This is a genomic window from Nocardia jejuensis NBRC 103114 (assembly GCF_001613145.1).
Lineage (GTDB): Bacteria > Actinomycetota > Actinomycetes > Mycobacteriales > Mycobacteriaceae > Nocardia > Nocardia jejuensis.
This window is the reverse complement of record NZ_BDBU01000011.1, coordinates 78,490-96,253: the sequence shown is the minus strand read 5'-3', so window position 1 is coordinate 96,253 and position 17,764 is coordinate 78,490. Positions and strand designations below refer to the sequence as shown.

General features: G+C 67.4%; 16 protein-coding genes and 1 pseudogene. 11 read left to right on the top strand and 6 right to left on the bottom strand.

All coding sequences use genetic code 11. The features are described 5' to 3' along the window. Positions 1 to 58: 58 nt before the first annotated feature. On the top strand, positions 59 to 718 hold the full coding sequence (locus tag NJ1_RS08875; RefSeq protein WP_157573845.1) for a chymotrypsin family serine protease: 660 nt from the start codon (positions 59 to 61) through the stop codon (positions 716 to 718). Positions 719 to 861: 143 nt separating this feature from the next. Then, positions 862 to 2,418: an amino acid permease gene (locus tag NJ1_RS08870; protein ID WP_067690079.1), complete on the top strand. Its 1,557-nt coding sequence runs from the start codon at positions 862 to 864 to the stop codon at positions 2,416 to 2,418. Positions 2,419 to 2,425: 7 nt separating this feature from the next. On the opposite strand, the gene NJ1_RS08865 is transcribed toward NJ1_RS08870, so the two are convergent. The 4 genes from NJ1_RS08865 to NJ1_RS08850 are packed head-to-tail and all read right to left on the bottom strand — an operon-like array spanning position 2,426 to position 6,691. Beyond that, complete coding sequence (locus NJ1_RS08865; RefSeq protein ID WP_067690077.1) at positions 2,426 to 3,193, bottom strand: 3-oxoacyl-ACP reductase; 768 nt, start codon at positions 3,191 to 3,193, stop codon at positions 2,426 to 2,428. Between the two features lie 24 nt (positions 3,194 to 3,217). Next, positions 3,218 to 4,582, bottom strand: coding sequence for an aldehyde dehydrogenase family protein (locus NJ1_RS08860; RefSeq protein WP_067690074.1), 1,365 nt, complete (start codon positions 4,580 to 4,582; stop codon positions 3,218 to 3,220). Further along, positions 4,579 to 5,346, bottom strand: a complete 768-nt coding sequence (locus NJ1_RS08855; RefSeq protein ID WP_067690071.1) for a gamma-glutamyl-gamma-aminobutyrate hydrolase family protein — start codon at positions 5,344 to 5,346, stop codon at positions 4,579 to 4,581. The genes NJ1_RS08860 and NJ1_RS08855 overlap by 4 nt, the downstream gene beginning before the upstream one ends. Further along, positions 5,327 to 6,691, bottom strand: a complete 1,365-nt coding sequence (locus tag NJ1_RS08850) for a glutamine synthetase family protein (RefSeq protein WP_067690068.1) — start codon at positions 6,689 to 6,691, stop codon at positions 5,327 to 5,329. The genes NJ1_RS08855 and NJ1_RS08850 overlap by 20 nt, the downstream gene beginning before the upstream one ends. Before the next feature lie 197 nt (positions 6,692 to 6,888). Between NJ1_RS08850 and NJ1_RS08845 the strand changes: the two genes are divergently transcribed. After that, entirely contained in the window at positions 6,889 to 7,902 is a 1,014-nt protein-coding gene (locus NJ1_RS08845) for an alpha/beta hydrolase (protein ID WP_067690066.1), read from the top strand. 95 nt (positions 7,903 to 7,997) lie between these two features. Here NJ1_RS08845 and NJ1_RS08840 read toward each other — a convergent pair whose 3' ends face one another. Beyond that, positions 7,998 to 8,657 carry a hypothetical protein gene (locus NJ1_RS08840; protein ID WP_067690063.1) on the bottom strand — a complete coding sequence of 220 codons (660 nt, stop codon included), beginning with the start codon at positions 8,655 to 8,657 and terminating at the stop codon, positions 7,998 to 8,000. A 307-nt stretch (positions 8,658 to 8,964) separates the two neighbouring features. On the opposite strand from NJ1_RS08840, the gene NJ1_RS08835 reads away from it, so the two are divergent. After that, complete coding sequence (locus tag NJ1_RS08835) at positions 8,965 to 9,447, top strand: hypothetical protein (protein WP_157573844.1); 483 nt, start codon at positions 8,965 to 8,967, stop codon at positions 9,445 to 9,447. A gap of 25 nt (positions 9,448 to 9,472) precedes the next feature. On the opposite strand, the gene NJ1_RS08830 is transcribed toward NJ1_RS08835, so the two are convergent. After that, positions 9,473 to 10,099, bottom strand: a complete 627-nt coding sequence (locus NJ1_RS08830) for a DedA family protein (protein WP_067690057.1) — start codon at positions 10,097 to 10,099, stop codon at positions 9,473 to 9,475. Between the two features lie 169 nt (positions 10,100 to 10,268). On the opposite strand from NJ1_RS08830, the gene NJ1_RS08825 reads away from it, so the two are divergent. The 7 genes and pseudogenes from NJ1_RS08825 to NJ1_RS08795 all read left to right on the top strand — a co-directional run bounded on the left by NJ1_RS08825 (position 10,269) and on the right by NJ1_RS08795 (position 17,646). Then, complete coding sequence (locus tag NJ1_RS08825; RefSeq protein ID WP_067690054.1) at positions 10,269 to 10,877, top strand: TenA family protein; 609 nt, start codon at positions 10,269 to 10,271, stop codon at positions 10,875 to 10,877. A gap of 292 nt (positions 10,878 to 11,169) precedes the next feature. Further along, positions 11,170 to 12,258, top strand: a pseudogene (locus NJ1_RS40135) (nitric oxide synthase oxygenase); the annotation flags it as partial. Between the two features lie 810 nt (positions 12,259 to 13,068). Next, the gene (locus tag NJ1_RS08815) at positions 13,069 to 13,947 is read left to right on the top strand and encodes an ABC transporter permease (RefSeq protein WP_067690049.1); all 879 of its coding nucleotides are present in this window, start codon (positions 13,069 to 13,071) and stop codon (positions 13,945 to 13,947) included. Continuing rightward, positions 13,948 to 14,679, top strand: a complete 732-nt coding sequence (locus tag NJ1_RS08810) for an ABC transporter ATP-binding protein (protein WP_067690046.1) — start codon at positions 13,948 to 13,950, stop codon at positions 14,677 to 14,679. Further along, positions 14,672 to 16,285 (top strand): FAD-dependent oxidoreductase, encoded by a 1,614-nt coding sequence (locus tag NJ1_RS08805; RefSeq protein ID WP_067690044.1) that lies wholly within the window; start codon positions 14,672 to 14,674, stop codon positions 16,283 to 16,285. The genes NJ1_RS08810 and NJ1_RS08805 overlap by 8 nt, the downstream gene beginning before the upstream one ends. Beyond that, positions 16,285 to 16,626, top strand: a complete 342-nt coding sequence (locus NJ1_RS08800) for a 4Fe-4S dicluster domain-containing protein (RefSeq protein ID WP_067690215.1) — start codon at positions 16,285 to 16,287, stop codon at positions 16,624 to 16,626. Before NJ1_RS08805 ends, NJ1_RS08800 begins: the two co-directional genes overlap by 1 nt. Positions 16,627 to 16,644: 18 nt before the next feature. After that, positions 16,645 to 17,646: an ABC transporter substrate-binding protein gene (locus tag NJ1_RS08795; protein WP_067690041.1), complete on the top strand. Its 1,002-nt coding sequence runs from the start codon at positions 16,645 to 16,647 to the stop codon at positions 17,644 to 17,646. Positions 17,647 to 17,764 lie beyond the last annotated feature (118 nt).

The window sequence follows — 17,764 nt, the reverse complement described above, 5'->3', positions numbered from 1 at the left end:
TGATACCGTGCCCGGCGGCGGCGTATTCGGCCGCCTCGCGGATCCACCGGGGGAAGTTGTGCTCGATCAGTTCTACCGTGCCAAGGCATCGACGATTCTCGGTGCGGCGGTGATCGCGGTGACCTTCATGGCCGCGTCCCCGAGCACGGCGAACGCGCGGCAGATCCTGGTCTACCCGGGAATGACGATTCAGGCCGGAAATCGAATTTGCACGGTCGGCGCGACCGGCGAGATCGGTGGCCAGAAATACGCCGTGACCGCCGCGCACTGCGCGGAACCCAACGCCTATGTCTCCGATGATCGGGGCGACAAGATCGGTTTCTTCGCCGAGACCTTCGGCGACGACACCAATACCGACAATCTCGGATTCGCGCTCATCCGGCTCACCGGGAAGCTGACGGTCCGGGCCGGAATCGATTCGGCGGAATCGGCGTATCGAGTCGGTGAGTCGGTGTGCCACACCGGCTATGCCTCCGGGACCGTCTGCGGAGCCATCACCAAATCGGCGACCAACTATCTGGTGGCCGACTTCCCCAGCGCCAGAGGCGATTCCGGCGGAGTCGTATTCCGGCCGACCGCGGGCGACGGTGATTTCCTCGGAATCCTGATCGGCACCAAGACCGACGGTCAGGTCATCGTCGAATCGGCGCGCTATATCCGCGAGACGATCGACGCCAATTTCAATACCGGCTACCACTTCAGCTGGCACGTCGGCTGAGGCTCGCTTTCGCGGGCGTCGAGGTCGACACGCGCGCCGACCGGTCGGATTTGCCGGGTTGCGCTGCGGTTGACCTTGGTTTACCTCACACTGATCTTCTGGCAAACGCCGTGTGAGGGCGGCGTTTACACGCGGGAGCAAGTATGAGCGAAATCCAGGATCGATCCGATGATGAACGCCGGCTCGCGGAGCTCGGCTATAAACAGGAACTGGCCCGATCGTGGTCCGGATTCTCCAACTTCGCCATCAGTTTCACCATCGTCTCCATCCTGACCGGCGGTCTGGCCAGCTACGGCATCGGTCTGGCCAACGGCGGGCCGATCACCATGGCGTGGGGCTGGCCGCTGGTCTCGATCATGGTGCTCTTCGTCGGACTCGCGATGGCCGAATTGGCCTCGGCCTACCCGACTTCCGGTGGCCTGTACTGGTGGGCCGCGGAGCTGGGCGGACCGATCTGGGGCTGGTTCACCGGCTGGTTCAACCTGATCGGGCAGATCGCGGTCACCGCCGCGATCGACTACGGCGCGGCGATCTTCACCACCGTGGTGCTGAACGTCATCGGCCTCGATATCGGCACCGATCGCACCGCGATCTTCTTCGTCTTCGCCGCCATTCTGATTCTGCACGCGGTCCTGAACGCGATCGGCCCGCATCTCTCGGCGGTCATCAACAATATTTCCGCGTGGTGGCACGTGGGCGGTGTGGCGCTGTTCGTGCTGGTGCTGGGAATCGGCGCCGAGCACCATCAGAGCGTCGGATTCGTGTTCACCGAGACCGTCGACAACAGCGCGGTCGGATTCGGTGGCGTGGCGTTCAGCTTCCTGCTCGGCCTGTTGCACGCGCAGTACACGTTCACCGGGTACGACGCCTCGGCGCACATGTCCGAGGAGACGCACGACGCCTCGCGCACCGCGGCCAAGGGCATCATCAATACGATCATCGCCTCGGCCATCGCCGGATATCTGCTGATCATGGCGGTCACCTTCGCGATTCCGAATCTGGACGATGCCCTGGACCCGACCAAGAACAGCGGCTATCCGGTGATCTACATCCTGGAGAACTCGCTGAACTCGTTCTGGTCCGGACTGCTGCTGATCATCGCCGCGGTCGCCCAGCTGTTCTGCGGATACGCCTCGGTCACGTCCGCCTCGCGCATGCTCTTCGCGTTCTCGCGGGACGGCGCGGTGCCGGGATCGGCGCTGTGGTCGAAGCTTTCCCCGCGCAAGGTGCCGGTGAACGCGGTGCTGTTCATCTCGGTCTTCGCGTTCGTGCTGCTGATTCCGTCGATGCTGGTGCCCGAGGCCAATGCCCCGACCGCGTATGCTGCGGCGACCTCGGTGGCGACGATCGGGCTGTACATCGCCTACGGCATTCCGATCCTGCTGCGGCAGCTGCACGGCAGTCGATTCCGCACCGGCCCTTGGCAATTGGGCCGTTCGTATCGTCCGATCGGGATCATCGCGCTGCTGTGGATCGTGTTCATCAGCCTGCTGTTCATCCTGCCGACCGATGATCGCGGCTATCCGTGGAACGACGAATTCAGCTGGAACACGGTCAATTACGCCCCGATCACCCTCGTCGGTGTGGTGGGCGCGATCGCCGTCTGGTGGTTCGCCTCGGCCCGGCGCTGGTTCACCGGGCCGAAGCGGACCGTGGCCGAACCACCGGAGGCCGAACAAGCCCCCGTGGCCGGGTCCTGAGCAGTCCCTAGAGCGGAGTCACGTAGGCGCCGGAGATGCCACCGTCGACCAGGAACTGCGAGGCGGTGATGAAGGAGGAATCGTCGCTGGCGAGAAACGCCACGGCAGCGGCGATTTCCTCCGGCTCGGCGAACCGGCCGGTGGGAATGTGCACCAGGCGGCGCGCGGCGCGCTCGGGATCCTTGGCGAACAGTTCCCGCAGCAGGGGAGTGTTCACCGGGCCGGGGCACAGCGCGTTGACCCGGATGCCCTCGCGCGCGAACTGCACGCCGAGTTCGCGGCTCATCGCCAGCACGCCGCCCTTGGAGGCGGTGTAGGAGATCTGCGAGGTCGCCGCGCCCATGACCGCCACGAACGACGCGGTGTTGATCACCGAGCCCTTGCCGCGCACGAGCATGTGCTCGATGGCGTACTTGCTGCACAGATACACCGAGGTCAGGTTGACCTCCTGCACCCGCCGCCAGGCGTCGATCCCGGTGGTGAGGATCGAATCATCGTCCGGCGGTGAGATTCCCGCGTTGTTGAACGCGATGTCGAGCCCGCCGTAGGTGTCCACGGCCGTCTGGAACATCGCGCGGACCTGTGCCTCGTCGGTGACGTCCACCTTGACGTACAGGCCGCCGACCTCGGTGGCCGCGGCCTCACCGGAGGCGGGGTCGATATCGGCGACGACGACCTTCGCGCCCTCCTGCGCGAAGCGCCGCACGGTGGCGAGGCCGATGCCGCTGCCGCCACCGGTGACGACCGCTACTCGATCCTGTAAGCGCTGCAACATATCTCCTTCGATCTGATGGTTCGGTCATTGATCGGTGGCGATGAAGACGTTCTTGGTCTCGGTGAAGGCGCGGGCGGCGTCGGGCCCGAGTTCGCGGCCGAGGCCGGACTGTTTGTATCCGCCGAACGGCGTCCAATACCGCACGGAGGAGTGCGAATTCACCGACAGGTTCCCGGCCTCCACGCCGCGGGCCACCCGCAGCGCGCGACCCACGTTCGAGGTCCAGACGGAGCCCGACAGACCGAACTCGGTGTCGTTCGCGATGCGCAGGGCATCGGCCTCGTCCTCGAACGGCAGCACCGCCACGACCGGGCCGAACACCTCCTCGACGAGCACCCGATCCGCGGGGCCCGAGGGCAGCACGACCGTCGGCGGATACCAGAAGCCGGGACCCTCGGGGCGGGAGCCGGTGAAGGCCACCTTGGTGGAGGGCTCCACGTAGGCGGCGACCCGTTCACGGTGCGCGGCGGAGATGAGCGGGCCCATCTCGGTTCCCTCGTCGGCGGGATCTCCGACCTTCACCCCCTGCACGGCCGGTTCCAGCAACTCCAGGAAGCGGTCGAACACGCTGCGCTGCACCAGGATCCGGGAACGTGCGCAGCAGTCCTGCCCGGCATTGTCGAACACGCCGTAGGGGGCGGTGGCCGCGGCCTTCTCGATATCCGCGTCGGCGAACACGATATTGGCGCTCTTGCCGCCCAGCTCGAGCGTCACCCGCTTCACCTGCTCGGCGCACCCGGCCATGATGCCCTTGCCGACCTCGGTGGAGCCGGTGAACACCACCTTGCGCACGCCGGGATGGGTGACGAAGCGCGCGCCGACCACCGAGCCACGGCCCGGGATCACCTGAAAGACGTTCTCGGGCAACCCCGCCCGCAATGCCAGTTCACCCAGACGGATCGCGGTCAGCGGGGTGAGGTCGGCGGGTTTGAGCACCACGGTGTTCCCGGCCGCGAGGGCCGGGCCGAAACCCCAGGCCGCGATCGGCATCGGGAAGTTCCACGGCACGATGATGCCGACCACCCCGAGCGGCTCGCAGAAGGTGATGTTCACACCCCCGGCGACCGGAATCTGACTGCCCAGCAGCCGCTCCGGCAGTCCGGCGCTGTAGTGCAGCACATCACGGACGTTGCCCGCCTCCCAGCGGGCATTGCCGATGGTGTGCCCGGCATTGCGCACCTCGAGCTGCGCCAGGTTCTCCAGATCGGCGTCCACCGCCTCGGCGAACCGCCGCAGCAGGCGCGCCCGGTCGCCCGGTGCGAGATCGCGCCAGCCCGGTGCCGCCCGCTGCGCCCGCGCGATGGCGGCGTCGGTCGCGGCCTCGTCGGCCTGCGACACGGTGGCCACGACCTGTTCGGTCGCGGGGTTGATCACCTGGGTGGTTGTCACCTGTCACGCTTCCTTTCCGCTGTCGCCGTCCGTGCTTCCCCGTATAGTGCCGCCTGCTCGACCAGTGCGCGCATCAGCCCGTGATCGGTGGCGTTCGCCTCCGGATGCCATTGCACGCCGAGCAGGAACGGGCCGGAGCCGGTCTCCACCGCCTCGACGGTGCCGTCCTGCGCGTGCGCGGTGGCGAGCAGACCGGGTGCGAGTGTGTCGATCGCCTGATGATGGTGGCAGTGCGCGTGTATTCGCGCCCCGGCGATCTCGGCCACCCGGCTGCCGGGCGTCGTGCGGACGGTGGTGACGCCGAACGCGCCGGGGGTGTGCGCGTGCTCGGTGTGGCCGAGCACGTCCGGAAGATGCTGCAGCAGCGTGCCGCCCAGGGCGACGTTCACCAGTTGCAGGCCGCGGCACACCGCCAGCACCGGCATGCCCGCGTCGCGGGCGAGCGCGAACAGGCCGAATTCGAACTCGTCCCGATCGGGCCGGGTGCCGCCGGTGGCGGGGTCGCGCTCGGCCCCGTAGCGGGCGGGGTCGATGTCCGCGCCGCCGGTCAGGACCAGGCCGTCCAGGCGCTCGAGGAGTTCCGGGCGCGCGGTTCCGGTGGGCGGCAACAGGACCGGGATACCGCCGGCCGCGTCGGTCATGTCGACGTAGCCGCGCGGCAGGACCGCGCTCTCGACATCCCAGACGCCGAACCGGGTGGGTTCGGAGTAGGTGGGCAGGCCGATCAGGGGGCGCCGGGCGTGCTCAGAGTCGTTCGAAGCCACGCATCCGCTCCCAATCGGTCACGGCGGCATCGTAGGCGTCGATCTCCACCCGCGCCGCGTTGCGGTAGTGCGCGACCACGTCCTGCCCGAACGCCTGCCGCGCGATCGTGCTCTCGCCGAACAGCTGCGCCGCGTCACGGAGCGTGCGCGGCACCCGGGGACGATCGGACAGGTAGGCGTTGCCCTGGAATTCGGGTTCCAACTCGAGCTCCTGCTGCACGCCGTGCAATCCGGCCGCGATGGTGGCGGCCACCGCCAGATACGGATTCACATCGCCGCCGGGAACCCGGTTCTCGAACCTCAGCGCCGGACCGTGCCCGACCACGCGCAGCGCGCAGGTGCGATTGTCGCGCCCCCACGCCACCGCGGTCGGTGCGAAACTGCCCGCCTGGAAGCGCTTGTAGGAGTTGATGTTCGGGGCGAGCAGGTAGGTGAACTCGCGCAGGCAGGCGAGCTGTCCGGCCAGGAAGTGCCGCATCAGGGGCGATCCGCCGTCCGCCGCGTCGCCGGGGAAGACCGGCTCGCCCGCGTCATTGCGCAGGCTCAGGTGGATGTGGCACGAATTGCCCTCGCGCTCATTGTATTTCGCCATGAAGGTCAGTGCGCGCCCCTCCTGGGCGGCGATCTCCTTGGCGCCGGTCTTGTAGATGCTGTGGTTGTCGCAGGTGATCAGCGCTTCGTCGTAGCGGAACGCGATCTCGTGCTGGCCGGGGTTGCACTCGCCCTTGGCCGACTCGACATACATTCCCGCACCGGACATCTCGTTGCGGATGCGGCGCAGCAGCGGTTCGACGCGGGCGGTGCCGAGCATCGAATAGTCGACGTTGTACTGGTTGGCGGGGGTCAGCTCGCGGTAGCCGCCGCGAAAGGCCGATTCGTAGCTGTCGTCGAAGACCAGGAATTCGAGTTCGGTACCGGCGTAGGCGTGCAGGCCGAGCTCGGCCAGGCGGTCGAGCTGGCCGCGCAGGATCTGTCGCGGGGAGGCGGTCACGGGTGTTCCGTGCGGATCCACCCGCTCCACATCGCACAGCACCAGCGCGGTGCCCGGCAGCCACGGCACCAGCCGCAGCGTGTCGAGATCGGGTTTCAGCACGAAATCGCCGTAGCCGGTATCCCAGGAGGACATCTCGTAGCCGTCCACGGTCGTCATCTCGACGTCCACCGCCAGCAGGTAGTCGCAGGCCTCGGTCGCGTGCTCGAGGACCTCCTGCACGAAATATCTCGCGGAGCATCGCTTGCCCTGCAGTCGGCCCTGCATATCGGTCATCGCGACCAGGACCGTGTCGATCGTTCCCGCGTCCACCTGCTGCACGAGTTCCGCAGCGGTCAGCATCCCGGCTCGCATCAAGACCCCTCTCGACATCAACTGCGCTCACGCTAGGCGAACGAGGGCCCGGAATACCGGTGAATGAGACTGTCGAGTAACGAATTTGCCCCAAGATCAGACTAGCGTGGAGGACAGGGCGGTCGATGGACCGCCGCACAACCATTTCGACGATGACGAGGCCCACGGCGGCCCGTGGACTGGAACCGACTGTTTCGATGAAGCTCACCGCACTACGTAACGTCTTCGCCCTGCGTACCACCGCTGTCGCGCTCACCGCCGCCATGTTCCTGGCGTTGCCCGGTGGTACCTCCTCCGCCGCTCCGGACAAACCCTCGGCGATCACCTCGATCTCCAAGGACGGACGCACCTGGCATCTGAAGGTGTACTCGGCGGCGATGGAGAAGGAGATCACGGTCGACGTGCAGCGTCCGGCCGACGAATCCCAGCCCGCTCCGAACCTGTACATGCTCAACGGCCTCGACGGCGGTGAGGGCACCGCCAATTGGAAGGCCCGCACCAAGGCGCTGGAATGGCTGGCCGACAAGCCGGTCAATGTCATCCAGCCCATCGGTGGTCTCGGGAGCTACTACACCGACTGGATCAACCCCGACCCGAACCTCGGCGTCAACAAGTGGAAGACCTTCTTCACCGAGGAGCTTCCGCCGCTGCTGGACGAGTCGCTGCACTCCACCGGTCTCAACGCGCTGACCGGTCTGTCCACCTCCGGCACCTCGGTGCTGCAGCTGGCCGAGGCCAAGCCCGGACTGTGGAAGTCCGTCGCCGCCTACAGCGGTTGCGCGCAGATCGCGGATCCGGCGGGCAAGCAGTTCGTCAAGCTCGCCACCGAGACCTGGGCCGGCGGCAAGGTCGCCAATATGTACGGTCCCGACGACAGCCCGCTGTGGGCCGCCAACGACCCGGTGATCAACGCCGAGAAGCTGCGCGGCACGCTGCTCTACGTCTCCAGCGGCAGCGGCATCCCGGGCATGGACGACGTGCAGTACTACCTGGGCAGCGCGCCCGGCGTCACCGGCGGCATGAACCTCGCCCTCGGCATGATCATCGAGGCCGCCGTCAACGGGTGCACCTCGAACCTCAAGAGCCGTCTCGACGGCCTCTCGATTCCTGCCACCTACCAGTTCAACCCGGTCGGCACGCACTACTGGCCGTACTGGGAGCAGGCCCTGCACGACTCCTGGCCGCTGCTGGCCCAGGGCATGGGTCTCTGACACCGCGCATCCGAAAAGGGCCGGGCATCCGAACGGATGCCCGGCCCTTTTTCTTCACGGGGCAGCGCCTCAGGAGGGCTGTTGCAGCAGCCCGGTCAGTTCGTGGACGCGGTGATCTTGACGGCCGGGCTCAGGGCGTACTCGGTGGCGAAGGTGATCGTCTCGCCCTGGGTGAGCAGTCCCTGACACGTCGGGGAACCGCTCGCGGTGGCGACCTTGACCACCGCCGTGGTGGTCTTCAGCGTGGCGGTGGAGTTGGTGTAGGTCATCGCGGTCGAGCGAGTGAAGAACGCGCACTGGTGCGCGGTGTCTCTGCTGGTGAAGGCGATATTGACCGATGTGCTGTTGGGGCCGTTGGTGATCGAGCTGGTTCCGGTCGCGGCGTTGTAGCTGTTGCCGACCAGAGCGGAGTCGCCCATCATGACGCCGGTGGCGTTCCACACCGTGCCCTCGGGCCCGGTGCAGGTGGTGGCCGCGGTGGTATCGATGCTGCCCAGAGCGGAACCGGTCCGGGTGCCCGGGACCAGCTTGCCCGTCGAAGTCAGACTCGCGCAGGTGAACAGCGTCGTCCCGGCCTTGTTCTTGACGGTGACCTGCCCCGACACCGCCGTGAAGGCGCCGTCGGCATTGGAGTTGGTGACGGTCCACGTCGTGGCCCCGGCCTGCGCGGGCGCAGTGGCGGTGAGCATCGCGCCGAGAGGTGTGAGAAGAGCGAGCGCGGCCAGGGCGCGGCGCGTGCGGAGGGTGTGCAGCATGGGGGATCTCGTTTCGTGAAGCCGGGGCGCACCTGGTGATCGACGTCGCGGGTGCGTCGGCGAGCTGGACCGACGCCCGGACCGTATCATCGAAAATTGTTTGTTCTCAGTCACTTTGGTGCCCCTGTCAGGGGTACCGAAGTCGTGGATATCGGAACCCGGTAGTAGTGGGCGAGGCGCTTGTTTCCCGGGTCCAGCCCCGATAATTGCGGGCATCGCGGCTTTATGAAACTTCCGCATTTCACTGCTTGTCGGCGTTAGAGTTCGCCGACTCGGCCGTTTCGGGGCTGTCGAACAGGAGTGGAAGATGAGTGCACGCGGTAAGTCGGGGCGTCGAATTGCCTGGGGCGCACAGGCTTTGATGGCAACCTCGGCGGTGATGGTGATGACGGCGCCGTCGGCGTCCGCAGCGCTCGAGATCCAGGTGCACACGGGATCGCCCGACCCGACCTACACGGTGGGGAAGTGGTACAGCGTGGACTACTGGCCCGAAGACCAGCTGCTCGGACAGCAGATCGTGTTCACCGACAACGGGACCTGCTTCGCGGGTCGCTGGGTGCCGGGCTGGTCGTCGTACGGATCCTCGGGCAAACCGTCGGTGGGGACCAGCGTCGGCTGGGCGCCGCAGGTCGCCGGTACGCACGTCATCACTGCGACGATGGGCGGCAAGAGCACCTCCGCCACGGTGACCGTCCTGCCCGCCTCCGGCGGCGGACGGCCGCCCGCTCCCGATCCCACGGGATGCAACGGGAACAGCGGCGCGAATTCCGGCAGTTCAGGGTCGTTGTGACCGGGCCGCTTCGGCCGATCGCGGCTCACGGCGTGGCAGGCGGCGGCAGGGCGGCCGAGCGGCGCTGCCGCCATTTCCAATAACCGAACGCGGCCAGGGCCACCACCGGGACGATGATCGCCAGCACGGAGTCGACTTGCCGGGCCAAGGCCGTAATCGATTGCCCCGCAAAGTATCCCGCGGTCACCAGGGTCGATCCCCACAGGATGGCGCCCACGGTGGTGACGATCAGGAAGCGGCCGTAGGAGATGGGCGACATGCCGACCAGGTGCGGCAGCATCGTCCGGAAGAAGGTGCTGAACCGGCCGAACACGATGGCCCAGTTGCCGTGGCGTTCGAGGAACTGCCCGGTCCGGTCGAGTTTGTCGCGGTACCGGTCGAACATCGCCCACCGCAGCATCCTGGTCCCGTAGTGGCGGCCGAAGCCGTAGCCGACGCTGGCCCCGGCGATCGCGGCCACGATGACCAGGACCAAGGTCATCGGCAGACCCGCGTGCCATTGCCCGGCGACGACCCCGGCCAGCAGGGCGGCGGTGTCGCCGGGCACCAGCAGGCCGAAGATCATCGATTCCTCGGCGAAGACCAGTGCCCCGACGACGACGTGCATCCAGACCGGGGCGATGCTGGTTATCCGCTCGACCAGGGAGTCCATGCGACGACGCTAACCGGCGCGACGCCGTGGCCCGCGGCAACACCCGCACCGCTCGAACACGGTTCACTCACCTTTCGGTGACGCCGCGGATGTCCGCCGGTGCGGGGTGCTCGAGTGCCCGCGCCAGGTGCGTGGAGCTCGGGATCGTCTCACCTGATTGACTCGGGGGATGAGTCTGGCCGCGCGTTTGCAAGAGTTGGGTCTGCCCTTGGTGCAGGAGCAGTCGAGGCACCCTCTGGTGGTGGGGATCGGGCGGGGGGATCTCGCGGAGGAGGTATTTCGGTCATGGCTGGAGCAGGACTATCTGTTCCTGCTCGATTACGTGCGGGTGTTCTCGCGATTGGCGTGGCAGGCGCCGGCGGAGCATGTGGGCGATCTGGTGGATTTGGCTCATGCGACGTTTCACGAGGAGTTGTCGTTGCATCGGGGGTTGGCGGGGGAGTTCGGGGTTGATCTGGCGGGTGCGGTGAAAGGTGGTCCGTGCCGGGCGTATACGGAGTTCCTGTTGGAGTCGGCGGAGTCGTACGGCGATGGACTGGCGGCGTTGTATCCGTGTATGTGGGGGTACAGCACGCTCGGATCGCTACTGGCGCGGGATCTTCCGCGGGAACCTCGCTATCGGCGATGGGTGCAGACGTATTCGGATCCGGGGTTCGCGGCATCGACTCGACGGGTCGCGGTGATGCTCGACGAATCGGGTGTCGATCCAGATCGTGCCGAACGGTTCTTTATGTCCGGTATGCGGCATGAATTGGCGTTCTGGGATGTGCCGGACTGACTTTCGGCCCTCGGGGTTCGTGGCGGGAAGTGGGTACGTACCGGTCGCTCGGGTGGCGTGTCGACGGGTGTGAACTGGGATGTCGTCCAAATCGGGCAAACTGCGGGTGAATTCGTCATATATTGGTCGGTGGATAGAGATTGAGCTAGACCTGCTTCACGAGACCGGGCTACAACTGAATCGACGCCACGAAAGCACACGCTCCATGACGATTTCTCCCGCGGCCGCACGTACGCAGAGTATCGAAACGGCCGATGATGTTCTCCTGCAAGATATTACGCCCCGCTGCCCGATGAGTCGCGCGGTGCCGTCCAGGTCTCGCACCGACCAGCTGCGCGAGTGCGGAAGGTTCTTCGCGCAGCCCGAATTGGGACATCTACCGCCCGATCGCGGCATGGCGGCACTGCACGAACTGGCCGGCGAGGGGACCTATCAGCACAGCCTCGAAGAGCTCGGAATCGGTGCGAGGCTAGCGTGGCGCAATCACGATCGGTGTGTCGGCCGCAAACACTGGCGCGCCCTGGATGTCCTCGATGCGCGGACCAAGACCACCGCCGCGGGAATCGCGCAAGCGTGCTGGGAACATCTCGAGCGCGCGACCAATGGTGGCGCGGTGCGCTCGATGATCACCATCGGGCCGCCCGCCGATGCGGACGGCCGCGCCTTCCGAATCCTGAATTCGCAGCTCATCCGTTATGCCGGTTATCGCACGCGTGGCGGAATCGTCGGAGATCCGGCGAATCTCGAATTGACCGAATTGGCGATGGATCTCGGGTGGAGCGCGACCGGCGGACCGTTCGACGTGCTGCCGCTCATGATTCACACCCCGGACGACACCATTCGGTATTTTCTGGTGCCGCCCGAGCTCGTCATGGAAGTGCCGATATCGCATCCCGAATTCTCCTGGTTCGCCGAGCTCGGCCTGAAATGGCATGCGGTACCGGCGGTATCGAACATGGATCTGGAGATCGGCGGGATCACCTATCCGTGCGCGCCGTTCAACGGGTGGTACGTGTCCTCGGAAATCGGCCGCAATCTCGGCGACACCGATCGCTACGACATGCTCCCGGCCATCGCGGATCGGATGAACCTGGACTGCAGCAGCGACCGCACGCTGTGGCGGGATCAGTCGCTGATCGAACTGAGCCGCGCGATCCTGCACAGCTACCGGCAGTCCCGCGTGCACCTGGTCGATCACCACACGGTCGCGCGGCAGTTCGTGGACCACGTCGATCGCGAGCACGCCGCCGGGCGGACCTGCCCGACGGACTGGTCCTGGGTCAATCCGCCGCTCTCGGCGAGCCTCACCCCGACCTTCCACCGGTATTTCGACCCACCGGAATCCGATGCGCGCCCGGCCTTCCTGCGGCGCGACACCGCACTGCCGGTGGTGGGCGCGATCGCACAGGATCCGCCGACCACGCCGATGCCGCAGCGGGTGCCACCGCGAGATCAACCGGCCGCGCAGGCTGAGACGGTGTCACCGGCGGCGCCGACGGTGCCGCTGATGTCGAGTGCGCGGTCTGCCGCGGCCGGGGAAGCGCGGTCTGCTGCGGTAGCCGACTCGCGGCCTGCCGCAGTAGCCGATGCGCGGCCTGCCGCAGGAGTCGAAGGGCGGCCTGCCGCGGTAGCCGATGCGCGGCCTGCCGCGGTAACCGATGCGCGGCCCGCCGCGGTGGCCACACCCGGACCGGAGCTCACGGTGGTGCGCGAGTCTCCGCCGGAGCGCACCGCGCCCACCGTATTCGGAGCCGCCGCCGACACGGCGATCCTGCGCGAATCGGTGCGCGCCCGGCCCGAGGCGTTTCCGCCATTGGGGGAGGAGACACTGTTCGTCGGGGATCTGGAGTCCGTCGGGGAGTTGGAGCCCGACTCGGAAATGCCCCTCGATGCGGAGGTGTCCGCCGATTCGTCACCGGCTCCGGCACTGGCACCGTCACCGGCACCCGAGCCGGACGAGGACGAACCCGCGAGCGCCGACCTCGAGCTGTCGCTCTCGGCGGAGCATCGTTCGCTCTGGCGCAGGATGATCCGCTCGAAGCGGACCTGACCCGGGGTCGATTCGGCAAGTGATTTTCCACATCGTGGAAAAATCGGCTCCTTCAGAATCGGTCTGATCCCAACCGTTCGATGGAAAGGGTTGAGCACCTTACCGTTCCGGACACCTACTCTCTTGTGAGGAACGTGTCCGATGACAGTGCAATTGGACCCGCCTGGATTCGTGGCGGTAGCCACCCCCGACCTGCGACCGGCAGCCCCGGCCGAGTCGTCCGCCGACCTGCCCGCCGCACCTGCCTGGCGGTCGGCGGCACGACGAGTGGTCAGCCTGGCCAGGAAGTCGTCCGGCCTGGTGCTGGTCCTGCTGCTGTGGCAGCTGGGGGCACGCGATTGGCTGGGTGTCACCACACCCGCGCCCACGGAGGTGATCGAGGCCGGGCGTGAGCTCATCGCGTCGGGGGAGCTGTGGCAGCACCTGGCCGCGTCCTCCCGGCGGGTGGCGGTCGGGCTCTCGATCGGGATCACGATCGGACTGGTGCTGGGGGCGGCGGCGGGCCTGTTCCGGATCGCGGAAGATCTGGTGAACGGACCGCTGCAGGCGCTGCGCATGCTGCCGACCCTGGCGCTGGTGCCGGTGTTCATCATCTGGTTCGGTATCGGGGATCCGTTCAAGATCGCGCTCATCATCGTCGCGCCGATCTTCCCGATCTACCTGAACGTGCTGGCGGGCATTCGCGGCGTGGACACCCGGCTGGTGGAAGCCGCGCAATCGTTGGGCCTCAACCGTTTCCAGCTCACGGCGAAGATCATCCTGCCGGGGGCGCTGCCGCAGATCCTGGTCGGACTGCGCCAGGCGCTCGGACTCGGCTGGCTGACCCTCGTGGTGGCCGAGATGCAGACCACCACCGTGGGTCTGGGCTTCCTGATGAACGACGCCAAGGAATTCCTGCGCACCGATCAGATCTTCCTGGTGCTGGTGATCTACGCGGTGCTGGGACTGCTCACCGATCTGTTCGTCCGGGCGCTCGAGCGCCGATTCCTGTCCTGGCGCACCGGATTCGAAGGAGCGTAGATGAGCACAGCACTACAGACAGCCGTCCGGATCCGCGGTGCGCGAAGGGTTTTCGCGGGTCGCACGGTCCTGGACGGAGTCGATCTGGACATCGCGCCCGGTGAGTTCGTGGCCCTGCTGGGCGCGAGCGGATCCGGCAAGAGCACCCTGCTGCGCGGGCTCGGCGGACTCGACCGTGGTTTCACCGGGGTGTTCGAGGCCCCCGCGAGCAAGGCCATCGTGTTCCAGGAGCACCGGCTGATCCCATGGATGTCGGTGTGGCGCAACGTCGTTCTCGGAGTGAACCGTGCCACCAGGGCGCAGGCGCTCGCCGCGCTGACCGAGGTCGGGCTCGCGGCCCGCGCCGACGTCTGGCCCGCCACTCTCTCCGGTGGCGAGGCGCAGCGCGTCGCACTGGCCCGCGCGCTGGTCCGCAATCCCGAACTGCTGCTGCTGGACGAACCTTTCGGCGCCCTCGATGCGCTGACCCGGATCAAGGCCCAGGCCCTGGTCGCGCGGTTGTGGACCCAGCACCGCCAGGCGGTCCTGCTGGTCACCCACGACGTGGAGGAGGCGCTGCTGCTGGCCGATCGCGCACTCGTGCTGCGCGACGGGCACATCGCCGAATCCTTCGACATCTCCGTGGCGCGTCCGCGCTCGGTGGTCGACCCCCACTTCTCCGCTCTCCGCCGCCGGGTGCTGCTGGCCCTCGGCGTCGATCCCGAAGCACCGACAGGAGCCGACCATGAATGAAACCTGGCACTCGAGTACCGATGTCCTGGTGATCGGCGGCGGACCGGCCGCCTGCTGGGCAGCCATCCATGCCCGCGAGTCCGGCGCCGAGGTGACGCTGGTGGACAAGGGTTACTGCGGAACCAGCGGCGCTACAGCGCCTTCGGGCACCGGCGTCTGGTACGTCGCCCCCGAGGCGACCGCCCGCGCCAATGCCAAGGCCAGCCGCGAAACCCTCGGCGGGCATCTCGCGGACCACTATTGGATGGACCGGGTCCTGGACCAGACCTACGCCAATATGAACCGCCTCGCGGTCGAGGGGCGCTACCCGTTCCCGGTGGACGAGCACAGCGGTGAGCAACTGCGCACCGGCGTGCAGGGCCCGGAGTACATGCGGCGCATGCGCGCCTGGGTCAAGCGCGTGGGCGTCACCATCCTGGATCACTCACCGGCACTGGAACTTCTGGTCGATTCCGACGGAGTCGTGCGCGGTGCGGCGGGCTATCAGCGCCAGGCCGACCGGGACTACCGGATCGCGGCCGGCGCGGTGGTGCTGGCCAGCGGCGGGTGCGCGTTCCTGTCCCGGGCGCTGGGCACCAATGTCGACACCGGCGACGGCGCGCTCATGGCCGCCGAGGTGGGTGCGCGGTTCTCCGGTATGGAGTTCTCCAATGCGTACGCGATCGTGCCCAAGGGCTCGACCATCACCAAGACCGCCTACTACGGCTACGCCACCTTCTTCCACGAGGACGGCCGCGTGGTCGAGGGTGCGGGCTCGACCAAGGGGCGCTCGGTGATCGCGCGAACTCTGCTGTCGGAGAAAGTGTTCGCACAGCTGGATCGCGCCGACGCCGGGGTGCAGGCGCAGATGCGGCTGGGGCAGCCGAACTTCTTCCTGCAGTTCGACCGGCGCGGCATCGACCCGTTCACCGATCGTTTCGAGGTGGATCTGCTCGCCGAGGGCACCGTGCGCGGCACCGGCGGCATCGATATCGTCGACGACCACTGCGCCACCACGGTTCCCGGGTTGTTCGCGGCGGGCGATGCCGCCACCCGCGAGCGCATCTGCGGCGGCTTCACCGGTGGCGGCAGCCACAATTCGGCCTGGGCCATGTCCTCGGGCAGCTGGGCGGGTCAGGGCGCGGCCGCGTTCGCGCGCGCCTCGCAGCGCGCCGATCACGCCGCGCTGCACGGCGCCGGCCGGGTCGGATTGCATCCGGACACCGCGGAATCGGTGAGTGCGGACGAGGTCGTCGCGGCCGCGCAGCAGGAGCTGATCCCGTTCGAGAAGAACCTGATGCGGCACGGTGATCGCATCACCCCCGCACTGGCGGAACTGGATTCGCTGTGGGAGCGCGCCTCGCGCGGGCTCTCGGGCGGCACCGGGGAGGAGCGGGTGCGCGCTCGACAGGCCGCCGCGATCACCGCCGTGGGCAGGTTGATGTACCGATCGACGCTGTCCCGCACCGAGACTCGCGGAATGAGCAAGCGCGCCGATCATCCCGAACTGGATCCGGCGCAGCACCATCACATCCTGTCCGGCGGGCTGGACCGGGTGTGGACCGCGAACTCCGAGGCCGTGTCGGGTCGGCCGGCGACCGTCGGCGCGAGTGCGGCGGTGGCCTGATGATCGAACTCGTGCGCGCGGCCGACTGCATCGGCTGCGACAAATGTGTCGATGTGTGCCCCACCAATGTCTTCGATCGCACCGAGAGCGGAATCCCGCTCATCGCACGGCAATCGGACTGCCAGACCTGCTTCATGTGCGAGGCCTACTGCCCGACCGACGCCCTGTACGTGGCACCCGACGTGACCCCGCTCGCGGATCCCGCCTCGATTCCCGAGGACCACATCGGGCGCTACCGCAAGGAATTGGGCTGGGGGCAGGGCCGTCGCCCGGGCAGCCTCGTCGCGGTCGGCCCGCGCCTGCCGCACGGCGCACCGCCGCCGCGGCTGTCGGAACTCTGAGATTCACGAAAGATCTTCATGCGCAACCTGAAACGTCTCGTCCCCGCCGTCGTGGCCGCACTGGCGCTGGTCCTGTCCGGCTGTGGATCCGGCGGTGACAACTCGGCCACCCGGACCGAGATCAAGACCCTCCGCATCGGCACCATCGGCAGCGGCAACGTCCTGACCGGGACGCTCGGCTTCGCTCACCAGCGCGGTGCGTTGCTGCCCGCGCTGAAGCCGCTGGGTGTGGACAATATCGAGGTCTACAGCTTCCCCAACGGCCCGGACCTGAACCAGGCTCTCGTCGGCGGGCGGCTCGACGTGGCCGGTTACGGGGACACCCCCGCGTTGGTCGCGCGCGGCAGCGGGCTGAAGACCCGGCTGCTGGGCATCGTCTCGGTCAACTACAACGCGGGCGTCGTGGCCAAGGATCCGGCCGTCCGCACGCTGAAAGACTTGGCGGGCAAGAAGATCGGGGTGCAGTCGGGGTCGTACATCGACCGCTATCTGCAGGGCGCGCTGCAGGCGGAGGGCATCAAGGCCGAGCTGGTGCACCTGCTCGCCACCGACGCCGAAGCGCCGCTCAACGGTGGTGACGTGGCGGCGGTCGCGCTGCCGGATGTGAACCCGTCGGCCTCACTGCAGGCATTCCTGGCCAAGGGATTCCACCTCGTCGATTCGGTCCGGTACAACCATCCCGCCGTGGCGGGAACCAGCGCGGCGGTCAGCAGCCAGGACTTCCTGGACACCCACAAGGATTTCGGGCCCGCCTGGCAGACCATCCTGATCGAGGCCAACAAGTACGCCCTGCAGCATTGGGACGAGTACGTGAATTACGAAGTCTCCCAGTCCAAGGCGCCGGAGGCGGTGGTCCGGGCCACCGCGCGGCCGGAGTACATCGCCGAGGATCTGTTCTCCGCACAGGGCGTCGGCCTGCTGACCGGAACCAAGCAGTTCCTGGTGGACCAGAAGAAGATTCGCGAGGACTTCAGCCTCGAGGACTGGTTCTACCGCCCGGGCAAGCCCGCGCAGAGCTGATCCAGCCCCGCGTACGGCTCCCCCAGCCCGCAGCAGCTCTCGCAGCCGCTGCGGGCTGTTCGCGTGTGCGAAGGAGTGTGTGTCAGTTTCACGATATGAACTGTCTCTATAGCTTGTT

Bases quoted from the DNA above. Each gene is read 5' to 3' on its own strand.
- NJ1_RS08870 (WP_067690079.1), top strand. From the start codon at position 862: ATGAGCGAAATCCAGGATCGATCCGATGATGAACGCCGGCTCGCGGAG.
- NJ1_RS08865 (WP_067690077.1), bottom strand. From the start codon at position 3,193: ATGTTGCAGCGCTTACAGGATCGAGTAGCGGTCGTCACCGGTGGCGGC.
- NJ1_RS08850 (WP_067690068.1), bottom strand. From the start codon at position 6,691: ATGCGAGCCGGGATGCTGACCGCTGCGGAACTCGTGCAGCAGGTGGAC.
- NJ1_RS08845 (WP_067690066.1), top strand. From the start codon at position 6,889: ATGAAGCTCACCGCACTACGTAACGTCTTCGCCCTGCGTACCACCGCT.
- NJ1_RS08840 (WP_067690063.1), bottom strand. From the start codon at position 8,657: ATGCTGCACACCCTCCGCACGCGCCGCGCCCTGGCCGCGCTCGCTCTT.
- NJ1_RS08835 (WP_157573844.1), top strand. From the start codon at position 8,965: ATGAGTGCACGCGGTAAGTCGGGGCGTCGAATTGCCTGGGGCGCACAG.
- NJ1_RS08830 (WP_067690057.1), bottom strand. From the start codon at position 10,099: ATGGACTCCCTGGTCGAGCGGATAACCAGCATCGCCCCGGTCTGGATG.
- NJ1_RS08825 (WP_067690054.1), top strand. From the start codon at position 10,269: ATGAGTCTGGCCGCGCGTTTGCAAGAGTTGGGTCTGCCCTTGGTGCAG.
- NJ1_RS08815 (WP_067690049.1), top strand. From the start codon at position 13,069: ATGACAGTGCAATTGGACCCGCCTGGATTCGTGGCGGTAGCCACCCCC.
- NJ1_RS08810 (WP_067690046.1), top strand. From the start codon at position 13,948: ATGAGCACAGCACTACAGACAGCCGTCCGGATCCGCGGTGCGCGAAGG.
- NJ1_RS08805 (WP_067690044.1), top strand. From the start codon at position 14,672: ATGAATGAAACCTGGCACTCGAGTACCGATGTCCTGGTGATCGGCGGC.
- NJ1_RS08800 (WP_067690215.1), top strand. From the start codon at position 16,285: ATGATCGAACTCGTGCGCGCGGCCGACTGCATCGGCTGCGACAAATGT.
- NJ1_RS08795 (WP_067690041.1), top strand. From the start codon at position 16,645: ATGCGCAACCTGAAACGTCTCGTCCCCGCCGTCGTGGCCGCACTGGCG.